This window comes from Pseudomonas sp. LB1P83, from assembly GCF_054897885.1.
In genome coordinates this window covers 1,278,206-1,296,044 of record NZ_CM142709.1, presented here as the reverse complement: position 1 = coordinate 1,296,044, position 17,839 = coordinate 1,278,206, and the positions used below count along the sequence as shown (strand labels likewise).

Here is a 17,839-nt window from a genome sequence, read left to right as displayed (position 1 = left end):
TAACAAAACCCATGCCGACAAAGCTTTCGGCCAATCAACTTCGCTTTCTCAAAGTAGCTTTGACGGGTACCCACATCGACGAACCGGATCTGCTCGCAGGACGTCCCTAGTACTCTCTAACTCAAAAAAAAACCGCTCCCAAAGAGCGGTTTTTTCTTATGTTGGTCGCTTTCACCCAAACAACCAATACCCCAACAACGTCAACACCGCCACCGCCAAAACCGGCCGCAGCACGCGGTATGCCTTGGGATTACGACGCTTCCACCGCTTGACCACGCCGCTGACCTTGTCGCTGGAGTTCTTGCTCCAGGCGTAAAACTGGTTAATCCCGCCAACCCGTTCATCATCAAGATTCTGCGGTGCGGTGGCGCGACCGAGCAAGCCGCTGATCCAGCGGTTGATACGGGTCATGACGCGATTGCTCAGTGGCCGCTCGATGTCGCAGAACAGAATGACTCGGGTTTTCTCGGTTTCGTTCTTGACCCAATGCACGTAGGTCTCATCGAACATCACATCTTCACCGTCACGCCAGGCGTAAACCTGACCGTCGACGAAGATACGGCAATCATCGGAGTTCGGCGTCGACAGCCCCAGGTGATAGCGCAGGGAACCAGCAAACGGGTCGCGATGCGGGTTGAGGTGGCTGCCACCCGGAAGCAACGCGAACATCGCGCCCTTGACGTTGGGAATGCTGCTGAGCAAGGACACGGTTTTCGGGCACAAGGTTTCGGCTGATGGCAGAGGTTTGTCGTACCACTTGAGGTAGAAACGTTTCCAGCCCTTCTTGAAGAACGAACCGAAACCGGCATCGTTGTTCTTTTCGGCGGCGCGGATGTAACCCTCGTCGAACAGGTGCATGGCTTCGTCGCGGATGACTACCCAGTTGTCCTTGAGCACGTCCAGTTCCGGGAACTTGCTGCGGTCAAGATAAGGTTTGGACGGCACGCCAGAGAACAGGTACATCAAGGCGTTGTAAGGTGCAAACAAGGCCGAGTGATTGACGAACTGCCGCAGAACCGGCAATCGCGCCTTGCCGCGTAAGTGCACATAGAGCGTGCTGCCGAGAAACAGCAGCAACAATGACGCTTTCGCGGCGAAGGAAAAGGTCATCTACGGCTCCTTGAGAATTGGTTCTATGCACAACGCCATTTACCCGACGTGGCAGCCGGCCATGATAAACACTACCGGCCTCGGGAAGAACCCGCAAAACTCAACATTCAGTATTAAGGCTTGTGCAATAAAGCACTTATTAACATAAGGTTCCTGAACGGGGGCTGACCTGAATCAGCCCTCTCGCCACACGTTAAAAAGATCCCGCAGACGTCACCGCTTTACTGCTGATTCTCCTGCTCGGTAAACAGATCGCTGAACAACATGCTCGACAGGTAGCGCTCACCGGAGTCCGGCAGGATCACCACGATAGTCTTGCCCTGCATTTCCGGTGTTTCGGCCAGACGCACTGCCACCGCCATCGCGGCGCCACAGGAAATACCGCACAAAATCCCTTCTTCCTGCATCAGGCGCAGGGCCATGGCCTTGGACTCGTCGTCGCTCACCAACTCAACCCGATCAACCATAGACAAGTCCAGATTCTTCGGGACAAAACCGGCACCGATCCCCTGGATTTTGTGCGGGCTCGGCTTGATCTCTTCACCGGCGATCGCCTGGGTAATCACAGGCGACACCATCGGCTCCACCGCCACCGAGATAATCGGTTTGCCCTGGGTATTCTTGATATACCGCGAAACACCGGTAATGGTTCCGCCGGTTCCAACGCCCGCTACCAGCACATCGACCGCGCCGTCGGTGTCGTTCCAGATTTCCGGGCCGGTGGTTTTCTCGTGAATGGCCGGGTTGGCCGGGTTGTCGAACTGCGCCGGCATAAAGTATTTGGCCGGGTCACTGGCCAGAATTTCGGCAGCCTTCTCGATTGCGCCCTTCATGCCCTTGGCCGGTTCGGTCAATACCAGTTCGGCGCCCAGCGCCTTGAGAACCTTGCGTCGTTCGATGCTCATCGACGCTGGCATGGTCAGCATTAATTTGTAACCACGGGCAGCAGCAACAAACGCCAGGCCAATGCCGGTATTGCCCGACGTCGGTTCGATGAGGGTCATGCCAGGCTTTAGTTTGCCGGAGCTTTCGGCGTCCCAGATCATGCTCGCGCCGATCCGGCACTTGACCGAATAACCAGGGTTGCGCCCTTCGATCTTGGCCAGGATGGTCACGCCGCGCGGGGCAATGCGGTTGATCTGCACCAGCGGCGTATTGCCGATGGAATGGGCGTTGTCAGCGTAAATACGGCTCATGGCTGGGTCCTTGTACAGCGTTGAATAAGCTCCCAAAGGTATGCCTGTTGCCGGTGGTCGTCCAGTCAGGTCGAACGTCCGGTGATCGCCGCAGTCAATGGCTTTACATCGCCAGAGATTTGCCGTCATGAAACGTCGATACAGTTGGCCCCTGTGGACCCTCGCCGGCCTCGTTGTGTTGCTGATTGCCCTGCACATCGCCCTGCCCTACCTGGTGCGCGATTACCTGAACGACAAGCTGGCGGACATGGGCGATTACCGAGGTCAGGTGACCGACGTGGACCTGGCCCTGTGGCGCGGCGCCTACAAAATCAACGGACTGAAGATCGTCAAGGTCGACGGCAAGGTGCCGGTGCCTTTCGTCAATGCGCCGCTGATCGACCTTTCTGTCAGTTGGCACTCACTCTGGTCCGACCGCGCAGTGGTGGCCGAGGTGCAGTTCTTCAACCCCGAGGTGAACTTCGTCGACGGCGGCGCCAACAAAAAAAACTCCCAGACAGGTCAAGGCACCGACTGGCGCGCACAGTTGAGCAAACTGGCACCGTTCACCTTTAATGAAATACGCATCTACGACGGCAAGATCACCTTTCGAAACTTCAATTCCAAGCCCCCCGTCAACATGAACGCCACCCAGGTCAACGCCAGCCTTTACAACCTGACCAACGTGGTCGATACCGAAGGCAAGCGCGACGCCCGTTTTGAAGGCAAGGCGCTGTTGCTGGGCCATGCTCCACTGGAGACAACGGCAACCTTCGACCCGTTAAGCAACTTTGAAGACTTCGAGTTCCGCCTGCGGGCCAGGGACATTGAACTCAAACGCATGAACGACTTTGCCTCGGCCTATGGAAAGTTCGACTTCAACGCCGGTCACGGCGATGTGGTGATCGAAGCGCAAGCCAAAAAAGCCAAACTGACCGGCTACATCAAACCGCTGCTGAAAGATGTCGACGTGTTCAACTGGCAACAGGATGTGGAAAACAAGGACAAGGGACTTTTCCGTTCCATCTGGGAAGCCATTGTCGGGGGCTCCGAAACCGTGCTGAAAAATCAGGGCAAGAACCAATTCGCAACTCGCGTCGAACTGAGCGGCAATGTGCATCGGCAAGATATCAGCGCGTTCCAGGCGTTTTTGCAGATTTTACGCAATGGTTTTGTTCAAGCGTTCAACGCACGCTATGAGCGGCCGAAGCCGGAGGCGGGTTAAGGTTTGCGCGTAACGGTGTAGCGACCGGTTTCTTCGGCGGCCCGCATCGGGCTCGCTTGCTGCTGCAGGAAATCCCACCCCAGACAGGCCAGCGCCAATGATCGGGGCACCGGTTCACGCCCGCTGCTATAACGCGTGATGCTGCGCGCGCTAACCCCCAACGCTTCAGCCGCCTGATTGAGCGGCAACCCGGTACGGGCGCGCCAATCGATAAAGACCCGGGTGTTTTCGTCCGATGCATTTTGCGCGAGCGCATCCAGATACAGAGTGTCGGCGCCGATCTGGATGTCGTGCTCCGGCCACTCGACACTCCAGCCGTCATCGCCCGACATTGCACTTTCGAATACACCAACCTCCAGCAATGGCTGCAATCCTGGAAAGGCGTGCAGGTCGCGACTCAAATCGAGGGTCAGTTGCTGACCGTCGATAAAGGTCAGCGCCAGGCGGTAGTCCGGCAAGGCCTGCACAGCCGACAGCCGTGGTCGTTTCATGGGTAGCATCGTTTCTTTAGACATGCCGGGCAAGCTATCGCCAATATGGCGATAGCTCAATACTGGCCAGCAGCCGAGACTGAGTCAAGATGTGACGCCCCATTCAGAGACTGAATAAGCCGTCTGCGTTCACAGTCGACGGGGCAGCGCGTTATAGTCGGGTACTACAATTATTGCGCCCCGCCCTGCCCCGTTCAGGTCGGCATTACCGTTCGAGGATTAGCAGATGAAGTTCGAAGGCACCCAGGCCTACGTCGCCACCGATGACCTGAAGCTGGCGGTCAACGCCGCCATTACCCTGGAGCGTCCACTGCTGGTCAAGGGCGAGCCGGGCACCGGTAAAACCATGCTCGCCGAACAACTGGCCGAGTCCTTTGGCGCCAAGTTGATCACCTGGCACATCAAGTCCACGACCAAGGCGCATCAGGGCCTGTACGAGTACGACGCGGTCAGTCGGCTGCGTGACTCGCAACTGGGCACGGAAAAGGTCCATGACGTTCGCAACTACCTGAAAAAGGGCAAGCTCTGGGAGGCGTTCGAGTCCGAAGAGCGGGTAATCCTGCTGATCGACGAAATCGACAAGGCTGACATCGAGTTCCCCAACGACTTGCTGCAAGAACTCGACAAGATGGAGTTCTACGTTTACGAGATCGACGAGACCATCAAGGCCAAGAAACGCCCGATCATCATCATTACCTCCAACAACGAGAAAGAGCTGCCGGACGCCTTCCTGCGCCGCTGCTTCTTCCACTACATCGCGTTCCCTGACCGTGTGACGCTGCAGAAGATCGTCGACGTGCACTACCCGAACATCAAGAAAGACCTGGTCAGCGAAGCGCTGGACGTGTTCTTCGACGTGCGCAAGGTCCCGGGCCTGAAGAAAAAACCATCGACTTCCGAACTGGTGGACTGGCTGAAACTGCTGATGGCCGACAACATCGGCGAAGCGGTATTGCGCGAACGCGATCCGACCAAAGCGATTCCACCGCTGGCAGGCGCCCTGGTGAAGAACGAACAGGACGTTCAATTGCTTGAGCGTCTGGCGTTCATGAGCCGTCGCGGCACCCGCTAAGAGGCTGATCGCCATGCTGCTCAACCTGTTCAATGAAATGCGCGCAGCCAAGGTGCCGGTCTCGGTGCGTGAGCTGCTGGACCTGATCAATGCGCTGAAACAGCGCGTGACCTTCGCCGACATGGACGAGTTTTATTACCTGTCCCGGGCAATTCTGGTGAAGGACGAACGGCATTTCGACAAGTTCGACCGCGCGTTCGGTGCCTACTTCAACGGCCTGGAAAAACTCGACGACCACCTTCAGGCGTTGATTCCTGAGGACTGGCTGCGCAAGGAATTCGAGCGTTCCCTGACCGCAGAAGAGCGGGCCGCGATCCAGTCACTCGGCGGCCTGGACAAGCTGATCGAAGAGTTCAAGAAACGCCTCGAAGAACAGAAAGAACGCCACGCCGGCGGCAACAAATGGATCGGCACCGGCGGCACCAGCCCGTTCGGCTCCGGCGGTTTCAACCCGGAAGGTATTCGGGTTGGTGATGCCGGCAAGCGTCAGGGCAAAGCGGTCAAGGTGTGGGATCAGCGCGAGTACAAGAACCTCGACGATTCGGTCGAACTGGGCACGCGCAACATCAAGGTCGCGCTACGGCGCTTACGCAAATTCGCACGTCAGGGTGCGGCGGAAGAGCTGGACATCGATGGCACCATCGACCACACCGCACGCGATGCCGGCCTGCTGAATATCCAGATGCGGCCGGAGCGGCGCAACACCGTCAAGCTGTTGCTGCTGTTCGACATCGGCGGCTCGATGGACGCTCACGTGAAGATTTGCGAGGAGTTGTTCTCGGCCTGCAAGACCGAGTTCAAGCACCTGGAGTACTTCTACTTCCACAACTTCATTTATGAATCGGTGTGGAAGAACAACATGCGCCGCACGTCCGAGCGCACGTCGACCCAGGACCTGCTGCACAAGTACGGCGCCGACTACAAAGTGATCTTCATTGGCGATGCTGCCATGGCGCCATACGAAATCACCCAGGCCGGCGGCAGCGTCGAGCACTGGAACGAAGAAGCCGGTTATGTGTGGATGCAGCGGTTCATGGAGAAGTACAAGAAGGTCATCTGGATCAACCCATATCCGAAAGATACGTGGAGCTATACGTCCTCCACCAATATTGTGCGGGACTTGATTGATGACCAGATGTACCCGCTGACGTTGCGGGGGTTGGAGGAAGGGATGCGGTTTCTTTCCAAATAGAGATTTGTGTTGCCTGAAAGGCAGCCTTCGCGGGCAAGCCTCGCTCCTTGTACAGGTTTCGGTGTTCGTGCGTCATGCACCAACCCTGTAGGAGCGAGGCTTGCCCGCGAAGCTTTTAGCGGTCTGAAAATCGGCGCAAATACTTGACCTGCTCCCGATGCGCAACATCCTGCACCACCGGCCGCAACCGCACCTTCGCCCCCGGCAAGCACTGCGCCAGCCGTGCCAGCGCCAACGGCGTCAACGCCCCCAATCGCGGATAACCGCCAATGGTCTGCCGATCATTGAGCAACACAATCGGCTGCCCATCCGGCGGCACTTGGACGGCGCCGAGGGGTATGCCTTCGGAAATCATCGGTTTGCCCTGGTACTGCAACGCCGTTCCCAGCAAGCGAATACCCATGCGGTCGGCACGGCTGTCGAGGGTCCAGACGCTGTTGAACGCGTCGAACAGACTTTGCCCGCTGAACTCACCGATCTGCGCGCCGAGGACCAGATCCAGTGGCGAATCGACTTTGAAATCCGGCCGATGTTCTACCGGTAACTCCCGCAGCAATAACAGCGCACTGCCGCTATAGCTCAACGGCGCGCCTTTGGCCAAAGGCCGGCCCATTCCATCCAGGCCGCCGAGTTCTTCACGCACCACCGTCGCGCTGCTGCCCAGCACCTTCGGCGCCTCAAACCCTCCCGGCGCCGCCAGATACGCCCGCGCCCCGAGCAACGGCTGAGTGAACTGCAAACGCTGGCCTTTGTTCAGCCGGAAACTGCGCCACGGCGCCAGTGCCTCACCATCCACTTGCGCACCTAGGTCCGCCCCGGCCAGCGCCAACACGCAATCCTCCTCGGCCACGACGCTGAATCCGCCGAGGGTGATTTCAATCACCGGCGCATCCAGCCCGTTACCCAGCAGCCAGTTGGCCCACGACATCGAGCGCCAATCCAGCCCGCCGCCCTGGGTCACGCCCAGATGCCGCACACCGAAACGGCCAGCGTCCTGCAACAGGCACAGCGGCGTACTCGCCTCAATCAATAGACGGCTCATGCCTGGGCCTCCAATGGTGTGTCGTCACCGCCCAGGTTGATGAACTCGGCATGACTGACCGCTTCAAAGCGCACGGTGTCACCCGGTTGCATCAGGCTGTAGCCGTCGCGTTCGCGGTCGAACAATTTAGCCGGCGTGCGGCCAATCAGGTTCCAGCCGCCGGGGGAAACCACCGGGTAAGCAGCGGTTTGCCGCTCGGCGATACCGACGCTGCCGGCGGCAACCTTTTTGCGTGGTGTATTCAGGCGTGGCGCGGCGAGTACTTCCTCCACCAGCCCCATGAAGGCGAACCCCGGTGCAAAGCCCAAGGCGAACACCTGATATTCACGCTCACTGTGACGGCGGATCACCTTGTCCACCGACAGCCCGCTGCGCTGAGACAACAGGCTCAACTCCGGGCCGACGCTCAAGTCATACCAGACCGGCAGCACATGGCATTTGCCACTGGTGCGGGCATTGGGCGACAGGTCGATCAGCGCTTCGGCGATCAGTTCCCGGGCCTGAGCCGGGCTTAACGCGGTCAGATCGTAATGCACCATCAACGTCGTGTAAGACGGCACCAGATCGATCAGATGCCCGGCGAACGCCGCACGCAGGTTTTCGCTGGCCGCCAGCATCCATGGCATGTTGGCTTCGGCAATTTCATCGAACAGCCGCACCATCAGACAATCCAGCGCCACCACCTCAACCCGAAATTTCATGGTGCGCTCTGCTGATCAAGGGCTTCGCGAATCCGGCGCACGGCCGCCACCGAACTGGCGTTGTCGCCGTGGACGCAAAGGGTGTTGGCCTGTAAATGCAAGGCGCTGCCGTCGCTGGCGGTGAGGTTATCGCCACGGGCGATGGTCAGCGCTTGCTCGATAATTCTCTCGGGATCGTGGTGCACCGCCCCCGGCAGTTGCCGCGAAACCAGCATCCCGGCGCTGTCGTAGGCGCGATCGGCGAAGGCTTCGAACCACAGGGTCACGCCGTATTCATCACCCAGTTGCTGCGCGGCGCTGTTGTCGCGAGTGGCCATCAGCATCAGCGGCAAGGTCCGGTCATACGCCGCCACGGCCTGAAGCACCGCGCGCAATTGCGCCGGGTTGGCCATCATGTCGTTGTACATCGCGCCGTGAGGTTTGACGTAGCTGAGGCGCCCGCCCTGAGCCCGGCAAATGCCGTCGAGGGCACCGATCTGGTAATGCAGAATGTCCTGAAGTTCCTGGGCGGCGTAGGTCATGGAGCGGCGGCCGAAACCCACCAGATCCTGATAGGCCGGGTGCGCGCCGATCTTCACGCCGTTGCTCAGGGCCAGGCTGACGGTCTTGCGCATGATGCTCGGGTCGCCGGCATGGAAGCCACAGGCGATATTGGCACAATCAATGAAAGGCATGACCTCGGCGTCCAGACCCATGGTCCAGTTGCCGAAACTCTCGCCGATGTCGCAGTTCAATAGCAGGCGGCTCACGGTGAACACTCCTGTAGGCATTTTCTTTTTTTACTGCCGGGCAGATCCCCGCAGATTATCAGTTACTGGGCGTCGAGTTGTTTGCCACGGGTTTCCGGCAGGCTCAACGCTGCAAGGATCACCACGCCGTAGGACACCGCTGCAAACGCCCCGATGCCTACGCTCAACGGCACCGTCTGACTCAGCAAACCGATCAGCAGCGGGAACAACGCCGCCAACGCCCGGCCGATGTTGTAGCAGAAGCCCTGGCCCGAACCGCGAATCCGTGTCGGAAACAGCTCGGTCAAAAACGCGCCCATGCCACTGAAAATCCCCGAAGCGAAGAAGCCCAGCGGGAAGCCCAGCCACAGCATCACACCGTTACTGACCGGCAATTGGGTGTAGAGCAGCACGATGGTGAACGAGCCCACGGCGAACAGGATGAAGTTCTTTTTGCGGCCGAGGATGTCAGTCAAATACGCACTGATGACGTAGCCGACGTAGGAACCGACGATCACCATCGCCAGATAACCGCCCGTGCCGAGTACGCTCAAACCGCGCTCGTTCTTCAGAAAAGTCGGCAGCCAGGAGGTGATCGCGTAGTAACCGCCCAGTGCGCCAGTAGTCAGCACCGACGCGCGAATCGTAGTGAACAGGATGCCGGGGGCGAAGATCTCGTAGAACTTCGCCGCGTTACCGGGTTCCTGTTTGGCTTTGGCTTCGCGGTAGATTTCCGGGTCCTTGACCAGTCGACGGACGAAAATAACGAAAATTGCCGGCACGATGCCAAGGATGAACAGCGCGCGCCAGGCATCTTCCGGCGGCAATACCGAGAACAGCAGCGCATAGAGAATCGCCGTCAGCCCCCAACCCAGCGCCCAGCCCGATTGCACCATGCCCACCGCTTTGCCGCGGTCCTTGGCGCGAATCACCTCGCCCATCAGCACCGCGCCGGCGGTCCACTCACCGCCAAAGCCGAAGCCCATCAAGGTGCGGCTGATCAATAGTTGCTCGTAGTTTTGCGCGAAGCCGCAGAGGAAGGTGAAGAAGGCGAACCACAGCACCGTCAGTTGCAAGGTGCGCACGCGGCCGATACGGTCCGACAAAATTCCCGCCACCCAGCCACCGATGGCCGAAGCAATTAGGGTGCTGGTGTGAATCAGTCCGGCCTCGCCGGTGGTGATGCCCCACATGGCAATCAGGGTTGGCACCACGAAGCTGAGCATCTGAGTGTCCATGCCGTCCAGGCCATAGCCGATCTTGCAGCTCCAGAAGGTGCGGCGTTCCTGCTGATTGATGTTGCGATACCAGTCGAAAGGTCCCGGGCGAGCCGTGGCTTTCGGGATGGCGGTGGTGTCGGGCGCACTCATGGCGAATCTCCGTGCAAATTTTATTGGTATTGTTCTGAGCCCCGACGACGCCTATCGTGGGAACCGGATGGCCCGATTTTTGGGCGCCCTGCCCCGTTCCGTCCAACTAATAAAACCCCGCCCTAGACATAAGAATTCTTTATCCCCGAGCAGATCCCATGAATTTGAAGTTTCTCGAGACCTTCGTCTGGGTCGCCCGACTCAAGAGTTTTCGCCTGACGGCAGACAAGCTCTTCACCACCCAGGCATCGATTTCCAGTCGCATCGCGGTGCTCGAAGGCGAGCTCGGGGTGAAGTTGTTTCTGCGTGATTCGCGGGGCGTGAGCCTGACGCCCGAAGGCTTGAAAGTGCTCGAGTATGCCGAGCAGATGATGGACACCATGCAGGCCCTCAAGCAGTCGATCGAGACGCGTTCGAGCAAGGTCGGGCGCGTGCGGATCGGCGTGATGGACACGGTGATCCACACATGGTTGAGCCCGTTGGTGGCACAGATGATGGATCATTACCCGCTGGTGGAAATCGAGCTGGTGGCCGATACGGCGCTCAACCTCTGCGATCAGCTGCAAAAAGGCTTTCTCGATCTGATCCTGCAAACCGACCTGGTGCGTCAGGAAAGCGTGCGCAGCCTGGAGCTGGCGAGCCATCCGATGGGCTGGATTGTGGCCAGTAACTCGATCTACAACCGTGAGTACTCAGGCATTGCCGATGTGGCGCGAGAGCGAATCATTACTTACTCGAAGAACTCACATCCGCATCAGGACATTTTGAGTCTGATGCAGGCTAACGGGGTGATGACGCCCCGGCTGAACTGCGTGAACTCTGTGTCGGCGATTACCCGGCTGCTGCGTGACGGATTCGGGATTGGTGCGTTACCGCCGGTCCTGGTGGCCGAGGAACTGGCGCGGGGGGAACTGACCTTGCTGGCCATCGATCAGCAGTTGCCGAATTTGCAGGTCGTGGTGTCGTGGCGGGTTGGTGTGGAGTGGGTCGAGGAGATTGTGGCGTTGTGTCAGCAGGTGCTGGAAGGGTATGCGCGCAAGGTGGGCGAAGACTACATCACCCTGGCGCGCTGAGCTTTTGCTTTTGTAGCAGCTGTCGAGCACCGCGAGGCAGCGTTCGGTGCGGGCCGCGTTCGGACGAAGCCGTCGTAAAACCAGCCCCCGCGGTGTATCAGGAAAACCTTGCATGCCAGGTTTGCGACGGCTTCGCCGCCGAACGCTGCCTCGCGGTGCTCGACAGCTGCTACAGGTGTCCGCGATGCGCCTTACAACCCACGCACATCCCGGTCTTCGATCGGGCGGCTCTGGCGCAGGCGTTTGCCGCCCAGCACCACCCAGTCGATCAGACGGAACAGGCATTCAATGCCGAAGGACAGGAGCAACGCGCCGCTCATGCCCCAGATCATCGCTTCCGGTGTCAGCAGGATCTGGTAGCTGTAGCCATTCCAGGTTTCCTTGCGGATATCCGGATCAGCCGCCAGCGCAACCTGCAGGACGCGGATGTACCACGGGCCCTGCATGGCCTGGAACTGTTTATCGAGCGCCAGCTGACGGGTGAGCAAGGTGCTCAGGCTGTCGGCGTCGCTGCGAAAAATCGGGTCTTCGCTGGCACGGTAATGCGCGACCAATGCCTGCATATCGCCCTTGAAGAACTGATTGGCTGTACCCTGAAAACCGCTCAAGCCGGTCTGCGCTTCAATCAGATGCGCTTCGACCCGCTTGGCGTAATCGTTGATGAACCCCGGCACCTGGACACCGATCAACAGGCCCGCCGCAAACAACACCAGCCGTAGATAACTGAGCAACATCGGGTGAGATCCTTATTCGGTCTGGCCCTGGCTGACGCATTCGCCGCGTCGCCAGAGGCTCCATTGGCCCGGTTCGTAACGGGTCCAGGTTTCGTTTTCGGTCAGGGGTTCGGTGGCGATCACCGTGACCACATCGTTGGGCGTGGTTTCGGCCTGGAAATCGACGATCACATCGACATCCTTCAACCGTGCCGGGCCGAACGGCGCGCGACGGGTAATCTGGGCCAATTTGGTCGAGCAATAGCAGAACAGCCAGTCGCCGTCGCTCAACAGGCAGTTGAACACGCCTTTGCTGCGGTATTCGGCGCAAGCGGCAACCAGGTCCGGCAGCAACGCTTCGATCTCCACCGGTTCCGGAAACGCTGCGCGCACGCGGTTGAGCAAATCGCAGAACGCCGCTTCGCTGTCGGTATCACCGACGGGGCGGTAAAAGCTTTTGATCGGTTCAAAATCCGCAAGCTGACCGTTGTGGGCGAAACACCAGTTGCGCCCCCACAGTTCACGCACGAAAGGGTGCGTGTTGGACAGGCAGACCTTGCCAACGTTGGCCTGGCGAATGTGCCCGATCACCACTTCGCTTTTGATCGGATAGCGCTGCACCAGGTTTGCCACTTCGGACTCGCAGCTTGCCGCCGGGTCCTGAAACAGCCGCAGGCCACGGCCCTCGTAGAAGGCGATGCCCCAACCGTCACGGTGCGGACCGGTACGGCCGCCGCGCTGCATCAGCCCGGTGAAGCTGAACACGATATCGGTCGGCACATTGGCGCTCATGCCCAATAACTCACACATGCTCGGACTCTCGATGGAAGGCAGGGGCAAGGTTACAAACGCGGTTCGACCCGCAATCGCTGAGGGTTGCTCGGCACTGGCGGACGACCGTAACGATCATCGCCGGCACCGCCGAAAGGATGATCGTCTTCAGGGTCGTCGGCCCGGGCTGCGGCCTTCGCGGCGGCAGCCTGTTCCTTGCGAGCGTTGGAGGCGCGTTCGAGCGGAAAGCGGATCGCCACGTAAACCAGGTAAATGCCGAAGGCGATCATGCCGTACATGAACAGATCGGAAACCGCCCGCCAGGCGTTGTTGCCCACTTTGAACAACAGATCGAGCGCGGTAATGGCGATGGCCGGGGCCACTTTTTCCTTCACCGGGTCGATGATGGTCGGGCTGAACAGCAGCACGGCAACCAGCAGCCGCAGCGGTTCGCGCAGCCAACGCCACATCCAGCGGGTCATGCGCATCCACACCAACAGGCAGCCTAAAGCGGCAAAGGCGTAGAGGCCCCAGGCGATCAGATAGTCGTTCTCGGTCATGGTGTCCATGGCAAGGCAGGCAAAGAGGCGCTTATAGTAACGACTTTTCGCCCGTCAGGCTTGCCCCAATGCCAGTCGGTCAAGACACAGAACCTGTGGGAGCGAGCTTGCTCGCGATGAGGTCAGTACATTCAACATTCATGTTGTCTGGCAGTCCGCTATCGCGAGCAGGCTCACTCCTACAGGGACTGCACAGGCATCAAGATTTGCGTGCTGTCTGCGAAACCCTATTTTCCGTACAACGTTCGAGAGTCCTTCATGCCTTTATCCGCCAACGTTTCCGACGCCCCTATCGCCCACAAGGCCGAGGGTGATGACCCGTATGCCTGGCTGCAGGAGCGCGACACCGACGCGGTGCTCGACTACCTCAAGGCTGAAAACAGTTATCAAGAGGCGCAAACCGCCGATCAGGCCGGGCTGCGCGAAACCCTGTTCGAAGAGATCAAGGGCCGGATCCTCGAAACCGACCTGTCGCTGCCCTCCCCGTGGGGCCCGTACCTGTATTACACGCGCACCACCGCCGGTGACGAATACGCCCGCCACTACCGCTGCCCGCGTCCGGCCGATGACAGCCTGCAGCTCGACGAAAGCCAGGAACAACTGCTGCTGGACCCAAACGAATTGGCCAACGGCGGCTTCTTTTCCCTCGGCGCGTTCAGCATCAGCCCGGATCATCAGCGCCTGGCCTACAGCATCGACGCCACGGGCGATGAGATTTACACGCTGTTCGTGAAGGAATTATCCAGCGGCCGTGTCAGCGAGCTGGAATTTCAGGACTGCGACGGCAGCATGACCTGGGCCAACGACAGCCTGACCCTGTTTTTCGGCGAACTGGACGACACCCACCGCCCGCACAAACTGTTGCGCTATCGACTGGACGGCACGGCGGCCGAAGAAGTGTTCAATGAGCCGGACGGACGATTCTTCCTGCATTGCTACCGCTCCAGTTCCGAACAGCAACTGCTGCTGTCGCTGGGCAGCAAGACCACCAGCGAAGTCTGGGTCCTCGACGCCTCGCAGCCGCAGCAAGCCTTTACGTGCCTGGCGCCACGGGTTGAAGACCATGAGTACGACGTCGACCACGGCACGCTGAACGGCGAGTGGGCCTGGTTCATCCGTACCAACCGCGACGGCATCAACTTTGCCCTGTATACCGCCGTCGATACCGGCGTGGCGCCCACTGAGGCCGACTGGCAGAACCTAATCCCCCACAGCGACACCACGATGATCGAAGGCATGAGCCTGAACGTCGGCGCGATGACCCTGAGCCTGCGGGTCGGCGGCTTGCCGGTGATTGAAGTCCACCCGCAAGACCTGCCGAGCTACCGCGTGCAACTGCCGGATGCGGCGTACAGCCTGCATGTGCAGAACAGCCTGGAGTTTGTCAGCGACAGGATCCGCCTGCGTTACGAGGCCTTGAACCGTCCGGCGCAAATCCGTCAGCTTGAACTGGACAGTGGCGAGCAGAAAGTCCTCAAGGAAACCCCGGTGCTCGGCCCGTTCGACGCCGACGCTTACGTCAGCCAGCGCCTGTGGGCGACGGCACCCGACGGCACGCAAGTGCCGATCAGCCTGGTGGTCAAACGCGAAGCACTCGGCAAACCGACGCCACTGTATCTCTACGGCTACGGCGCTTACGGCGAGAGCCTCGACCCGTGGTTCTCCCACGCCCGCCTGAGTTTGCTGGACCGCGGCGTGGCCTTTGCCATCGCCCACGTGCGTGGCGGCGGTGAACTGGGCGAAGCCTGGTATCGCGCCGGTAAGCAGGAACACAAGCACAACACCTTCAGCGACTTTATCGCCTGTGCCGAACACCTGATCGACAACGGTTTCACCACTTCGCAACAATTGGCGATCAGCGGCGGCAGTGCCGGCGGATTGCTGATCGGCGCGGTGCTCAATCAGCGTCCGGAGCTGTTCGGCGCGGCGATTGCCGAAGTGCCGTTCGTCGACGTACTCAACACCATGCTCGACCCGGACCTGCCGCTGACGGTTACGGAATACGACGAGTGGGGCAATCCTGAAGAGCCGGACGTTTATGATCGGATCAAGGCCTACGCCCCGTACGAAAACGTCACCGCGCAAGCCTATCCGGCGACCCTGGTGATCGCCGGCTACAACGACAGCCGCGTGCAGTACTGGGAAGCGGCGAAATGGGTGGCGAAATTGCGCGCGACCAAAACCGACACCAATCCCCTGCTGCTCAAGACCGAACTGGGCGCCGGGCATGGCGGGATGAGCGGTCGATATCAAGGATTGCGTGACGTAGCACTCGAATACGCATTTGTTTTCAAGGTTTTGGGGATTGCCTGAGGAACTTGGCCCGGTGCGCTGGTCTTAACACCAGACACCGGGGCTAGGCCCTTGTAGGAGCGAGGCTTGCCCGCGAAGGCATTTTCACAGTCAACATTGATGTTGGATGTTACGGCCTCTTCGCGGGCAAGCCTCGCTCCTACAAGGGATTCGGACCGGAACCAGACACAAAAAAAGACCGTGCCGACATGTCAGAACCGACCTTACTGAACAACGAAATCCGCGACTGGCTGATGGACTGCGGCCTGTTCGATCAGCTGTTGCCAGCAGACTTCGCCGCCGCTTCCGGCTACTTCAGCATCAGCACCATCCCCGAAGGCGAAGAGATTTTCCATGAGGGCGATGCCGGCAGCTTCATGTGCATCATCCACACCGGCCAGGTGTCGGTGCAGAAGACCAACGGCGACGGGCAATTGGTGACCATGGCCACCTTGCGCAGCGGTCGCTCGTTCGGCGAAATGGCCGTGCTCGATGGCGAACGACGTTCGGCCAGTTGCGTGGCCGCCAGCCATTGCCAGCTGCTTAACCTGGGCAAGGACTCTCTGGAAAAGATGATCAACGACGCGCCGAAAATCGCCGCCAAGATCATCCGCGCCCTCGCCGTCGCCCTCTCCAAACGCCTGCGCATGGCCGATGGGCAACTGCTCTCGCAGCAGGTTTAACCCCCGGGCGACTTGATCTTCGTGCTGCTTGGCTCAAGCCCCGGCAGCGGTAGATCCTTGGTCGGAGGGCTGGGCATTTCGATCGGTACCAGCGGTGGGCCGCCACTGCCAGGCCCGGTCCTGGGTGCAGTGGATGGGGTGATTTGCGGATACGGCGTCGGGGTCGCGGTGCCGGGCGAACCGGGCATCGGTGCCGGGCTGATCGGAACGGGTTGCAACTGCTGGGCCTGCACCGCAGTTATCGAGAGCGCGGCCAAGGCAATGACCGTTAGAATGGTGCGCTTCATCAATGGCTCCGTTGGCCTTGTTGTCATTGGCAGGCTACTCCCAACTGCCTCTGTTTGCCTTCCCCCAATTTGAGATTTCCATGAAACGTTTCGTTCTGCTCGACACCGCCCCTATCCCTGAAAACGGCGGCGCCTTGTGCCTGTTCGAGTATGGCGAAGATTTTGTCATCAAGATCCAGGGCGGCGACGGCGGGCAGCTGATGAACACCCGCATGCACGGTTCCGAAGATGCCCTGGCAGAGATCCCGTGCCGCAAAGTGGCCGGCCGGCCGAATTCGCGGGTGCTGATCGGCGGCCTGGGCATGGGCTTCACCCTCGCCTCGGCCCTCAAGCATTTGGGCAAGACCGCTGAAGTGGTGGTCGCCGAGTTGGTGCCTGGCGTGGTGGAGTGGAATCGCGGGCCGCTGGGAGAGAAAGCCGGCAACCCGCTGCTCGACCCTCGCACCGTGATTCGCATGGAAGACGTGGCCAAAGTGCTGCAAGCCGAGCCACAAGGTTTCGACGCCATCATGCTCGACGTCGACAACGGCCCCGAAGGCCTGACCCAACGGGCCAACAGCTGGCTTTACTCCGCCGGCGGCCTGAGCGCCTGCGCCAAGGCCCTGCGGCCCAAAGGCGTGCTGGCGGTGTGGTCGGCCAGCGCCGACAAGCAATTTTCCGACAAATTGAAGAAGGCCGGTTTCAAGGCCGAGGAAGTCCAGGTGTTCGCCCACGGCAACAAAGGCACGCGCCACACCATCTGGATTGCCGAGAAGCTCAAGGGCTGAGCTAAACTTCGTTCATAACCGTCATTAGTCTTTTACAAAGGTGAACCCATGAGTTCGTCAACGCCTCCGACCAACACGTCGAAACTGGACCGCATCCTTGCCGACAATCAGCGCGACAAGGAAATGGGTTACCGCGACAAGGCCCTGAAGATGTATCCGCACGTGTGCGGCCGCTGCGCCCGCGAGTTCTCCGGCAAGCGCCTGAGCGAACTGACCGTACACCACCGCGACCACAACCACGACAACAACCCTCAGGACGGCTCGAACTGGGAATTGTTGTGCCTGTATTGCCACGACAACGAACACTCGCGGTATACCGACCAGCAGTATTTTCACGAAGGCTCACTGAGCACGCCGAAAATCGCCAAGGCGACGCATAACCCGTTTGCGGCGTTGGCTGGGCTGATGAAGAAAGACGAGTAATCTTTAGCGCCTGAACTGGCCTCTTCGCGGGCAAGCCTCGCTCCTACAGGTATTGAGTCGCTCACCCGTTTGTGAGCGACTCAATACCTGTAGGAGCGAGGCTTGCCCGCGAAGACAATCTCCCCGACACCACCAATCTCCAAACTGAACACCCCTCCCCCAAT

19 protein-coding genes are annotated in these 17,839 nt (G+C 59.7%); 8 read left to right on the top strand and 11 right to left on the bottom strand.

What is annotated here, in order from left to right; translation table 11 throughout:
• Positions 1–171: 171 nt before the first annotated feature.
• Both ACYZTY_RS05900 and cysK read right to left on the bottom strand, forming a co-directional pair.
• Entirely contained in the window at positions 172–1,110 is a 939-nt protein-coding gene (locus ACYZTY_RS05900; protein ID WP_461957690.1) for an aspartyl/asparaginyl beta-hydroxylase domain-containing protein, read from the bottom strand.
• A gap of 221 nt (positions 1,111–1,331) precedes the next feature.
• Complete coding sequence (gene cysK, locus ACYZTY_RS05895; protein ID WP_461957689.1) at positions 1,332–2,306, bottom strand: cysteine synthase A; 975 nt, start codon at positions 2,304–2,306, stop codon at positions 1,332–1,334.
• Between the two features lie 127 nt (positions 2,307–2,433).
• Between cysK and ACYZTY_RS05890 the strand changes: the two genes are divergently transcribed.
• A complete protein-coding gene (locus ACYZTY_RS05890; protein WP_461957688.1) occupies positions 2,434–3,510 on the top strand; it encodes a DUF748 domain-containing protein in 1,077 nt (358 codons plus the stop codon).
• On the opposite strand, the gene ACYZTY_RS05885 is transcribed toward ACYZTY_RS05890, so the two are convergent.
• Positions 3,507–4,010 (bottom strand): DUF2442 domain-containing protein, encoded by a 504-nt coding sequence (locus ACYZTY_RS05885; protein ID WP_461959258.1) that lies wholly within the window; start codon positions 4,008–4,010, stop codon positions 3,507–3,509. The two genes, ACYZTY_RS05890 and ACYZTY_RS05885, sit on opposite strands and share 4 nt — an antisense overlap.
• 217 nt (positions 4,011–4,227) lie before the next feature.
• Here ACYZTY_RS05885 and ACYZTY_RS05880 point away from each other — a divergent pair, with 217 nt between their 5' ends.
• A complete protein-coding gene (locus tag ACYZTY_RS05880; RefSeq protein WP_010462104.1) occupies positions 4,228–5,073 on the top strand; it encodes an AAA family ATPase in 846 nt (281 codons plus the stop codon).
• 13 nt (positions 5,074–5,086) lie between these two features.
• On the top strand, positions 5,087–6,265 hold the full coding sequence (locus ACYZTY_RS05875; protein ID WP_461957687.1) for a vWA domain-containing protein: 1,179 nt from the start codon (positions 5,087–5,089) through the stop codon (positions 6,263–6,265).
• Between the two features lie 115 nt (positions 6,266–6,380).
• Here ACYZTY_RS05875 and ACYZTY_RS05870 read toward each other — a convergent pair whose 3' ends face one another.
• The 4 genes from ACYZTY_RS05870 to ACYZTY_RS05855 form a co-directional block, all read right to left on the bottom strand.
• Positions 6,381–7,307 carry a 5-oxoprolinase subunit C family protein gene (locus ACYZTY_RS05870; protein WP_461957686.1) on the bottom strand — a complete coding sequence of 309 codons (927 nt, stop codon included), beginning with the start codon at positions 7,305–7,307 and terminating at the stop codon, positions 6,381–6,383.
• Positions 7,304–8,008, bottom strand: coding sequence for a 5-oxoprolinase subunit PxpB (gene pxpB / locus ACYZTY_RS05865; protein ID WP_461957685.1), 705 nt, complete (start codon positions 8,006–8,008; stop codon positions 7,304–7,306). The genes ACYZTY_RS05870 and pxpB overlap by 4 nt, the downstream gene beginning before the upstream one ends.
• Complete coding sequence (locus tag ACYZTY_RS05860; protein WP_461957684.1) at positions 8,005–8,757, bottom strand: 5-oxoprolinase subunit PxpA; 753 nt, start codon at positions 8,755–8,757, stop codon at positions 8,005–8,007. The genes pxpB and ACYZTY_RS05860 overlap by 4 nt, the downstream gene beginning before the upstream one ends.
• A 62-nt stretch (positions 8,758–8,819) precedes the next feature.
• Positions 8,820–10,106 carry an MFS transporter gene (locus ACYZTY_RS05855; protein WP_461957683.1) on the bottom strand — a complete coding sequence of 429 codons (1,287 nt, stop codon included), beginning with the start codon at positions 10,104–10,106 and terminating at the stop codon, positions 8,820–8,822.
• Between the two features lie 158 nt (positions 10,107–10,264).
• Here ACYZTY_RS05855 and ACYZTY_RS05850 point away from each other — a divergent pair, with 158 nt between their 5' ends.
• Complete coding sequence (locus tag ACYZTY_RS05850; RefSeq protein WP_461957682.1) at positions 10,265–11,179, top strand: LysR family transcriptional regulator; 915 nt, start codon at positions 10,265–10,267, stop codon at positions 11,177–11,179.
• A 191-nt stretch (positions 11,180–11,370) separates the two neighbouring features.
• Here ACYZTY_RS05850 and ACYZTY_RS05845 read toward each other — a convergent pair whose 3' ends face one another.
• Genes ACYZTY_RS05845 through ACYZTY_RS05835 form a run of 3 tightly spaced genes read right to left on the bottom strand, consistent with a single transcriptional unit; the run spans position 11,371 to position 13,232 of the window.
• Positions 11,371–11,913 carry a DUF2937 family protein gene (locus tag ACYZTY_RS05845; RefSeq protein ID WP_448092066.1) on the bottom strand — a complete coding sequence of 181 codons (543 nt, stop codon included), beginning with the start codon at positions 11,911–11,913 and terminating at the stop codon, positions 11,371–11,373.
• 12 nt (positions 11,914–11,925) lie between these two features.
• The gene (locus ACYZTY_RS05840; protein WP_461957681.1) at positions 11,926–12,702 is read right to left on the bottom strand and encodes a class II glutamine amidotransferase; all 777 of its coding nucleotides are present in this window, start codon (positions 12,700–12,702) and stop codon (positions 11,926–11,928) included.
• A 32-nt stretch (positions 12,703–12,734) separates the two neighbouring features.
• Positions 12,735–13,232 carry an MFS transporter gene (locus ACYZTY_RS05835; RefSeq protein WP_461957680.1) on the bottom strand — a complete coding sequence of 166 codons (498 nt, stop codon included), beginning with the start codon at positions 13,230–13,232 and terminating at the stop codon, positions 12,735–12,737.
• Positions 13,233–13,481: 249 nt separating this feature from the next.
• Here ACYZTY_RS05835 and ACYZTY_RS05830 point away from each other — a divergent pair, with 249 nt between their 5' ends.
• Both ACYZTY_RS05830 and ACYZTY_RS05825 read left to right on the top strand, forming a co-directional pair.
• Complete coding sequence (locus ACYZTY_RS05830) at positions 13,482–15,536, top strand: S9 family peptidase (RefSeq protein ID WP_461957679.1); 2,055 nt, start codon at positions 13,482–13,484, stop codon at positions 15,534–15,536.
• Positions 15,537–15,724: 188 nt separating this feature from the next.
• Positions 15,725–16,198 carry a cyclic nucleotide-binding domain-containing protein gene (locus ACYZTY_RS05825; RefSeq protein WP_403099087.1) on the top strand — a complete coding sequence of 158 codons (474 nt, stop codon included), beginning with the start codon at positions 15,725–15,727 and terminating at the stop codon, positions 16,196–16,198.
• Here the strand turns inward: ACYZTY_RS05825 and ACYZTY_RS05820 are convergent.
• Positions 16,195–16,485, bottom strand: a complete 291-nt coding sequence (locus ACYZTY_RS05820; RefSeq protein ID WP_461957678.1) for a hypothetical protein — start codon at positions 16,483–16,485, stop codon at positions 16,195–16,197. The two genes, ACYZTY_RS05825 and ACYZTY_RS05820, sit on opposite strands and share 4 nt — an antisense overlap.
• 80 nt (positions 16,486–16,565) lie before the next feature.
• Between ACYZTY_RS05820 and ACYZTY_RS05815 the strand changes: the two genes are divergently transcribed.
• Both ACYZTY_RS05815 and ACYZTY_RS05810 read left to right on the top strand, forming a co-directional pair.
• Positions 16,566–17,252, top strand: a complete 687-nt coding sequence (locus ACYZTY_RS05815) for a spermidine synthase (RefSeq protein WP_027925870.1) — start codon at positions 16,566–16,568, stop codon at positions 17,250–17,252.
• A gap of 48 nt (positions 17,253–17,300) precedes the next feature.
• Positions 17,301–17,675 (top strand): YajD family HNH nuclease, encoded by a 375-nt coding sequence (locus tag ACYZTY_RS05810; RefSeq protein WP_461957677.1) that lies wholly within the window; start codon positions 17,301–17,303, stop codon positions 17,673–17,675.
• Positions 17,676–17,839: the final 164 nt, after the last annotated feature.

Coding starts and splice junctions, on each gene's coding strand:
- ACYZTY_RS05880 (WP_010462104.1), top strand. CDS start 4,228: ATGAAGTTCGAAGGCACCCAGGCCTACGTCGCCACCGATGACCTGAAG.
- ACYZTY_RS05855 (WP_461957683.1), bottom strand. CDS start 10,106: ATGAGTGCGCCCGACACCACCGCCATCCCGAAAGCCACGGCTCGCCCG.
- ACYZTY_RS05810 (WP_461957677.1), top strand. CDS start 17,301: ATGAGTTCGTCAACGCCTCCGACCAACACGTCGAAACTGGACCGCATC.
- ACYZTY_RS05820 (WP_461957678.1), bottom strand. CDS start 16,485: ATGAAGCGCACCATTCTAACGGTCATTGCCTTGGCCGCGCTCTCGATA.
- ACYZTY_RS05815 (WP_027925870.1), top strand. CDS start 16,566: ATGAAACGTTTCGTTCTGCTCGACACCGCCCCTATCCCTGAAAACGGC.
- ACYZTY_RS05845 (WP_448092066.1), bottom strand. CDS start 11,913: ATGTTGCTCAGTTATCTACGGCTGGTGTTGTTTGCGGCGGGCCTGTTG.
- ACYZTY_RS05885 (WP_461959258.1), bottom strand. CDS start 4,010: ATGCTACCCATGAAACGACCACGGCTGTCGGCTGTGCAGGCCTTGCCG.
- pxpB (WP_461957685.1), bottom strand. CDS start 8,008: ATGAAATTTCGGGTTGAGGTGGTGGCGCTGGATTGTCTGATGGTGCGG.
- ACYZTY_RS05830 (WP_461957679.1), top strand. CDS start 13,482: ATGCCTTTATCCGCCAACGTTTCCGACGCCCCTATCGCCCACAAGGCC.
- ACYZTY_RS05870 (WP_461957686.1), bottom strand. CDS start 7,307: ATGAGCCGTCTATTGATTGAGGCGAGTACGCCGCTGTGCCTGTTGCAG.
- ACYZTY_RS05900 (WP_461957690.1), bottom strand. CDS start 1,110: ATGACCTTTTCCTTCGCCGCGAAAGCGTCATTGTTGCTGCTGTTTCTC.
- ACYZTY_RS05825 (WP_403099087.1), top strand. CDS start 15,725: ATGTCAGAACCGACCTTACTGAACAACGAAATCCGCGACTGGCTGATG.
- ACYZTY_RS05850 (WP_461957682.1), top strand. CDS start 10,265: ATGAATTTGAAGTTTCTCGAGACCTTCGTCTGGGTCGCCCGACTCAAG.
- cysK (WP_461957689.1), bottom strand. CDS start 2,306: ATGAGCCGTATTTACGCTGACAACGCCCATTCCATCGGCAATACGCCG.
- ACYZTY_RS05890 (WP_461957688.1), top strand. CDS start 2,434: ATGAAACGTCGATACAGTTGGCCCCTGTGGACCCTCGCCGGCCTCGTT.
- ACYZTY_RS05875 (WP_461957687.1), top strand. CDS start 5,087: ATGCTGCTCAACCTGTTCAATGAAATGCGCGCAGCCAAGGTGCCGGTC.
- ACYZTY_RS05840 (WP_461957681.1), bottom strand. CDS start 12,702: ATGTGTGAGTTATTGGGCATGAGCGCCAATGTGCCGACCGATATCGTG.
- ACYZTY_RS05835 (WP_461957680.1), bottom strand. CDS start 13,232: ATGGACACCATGACCGAGAACGACTATCTGATCGCCTGGGGCCTCTAC.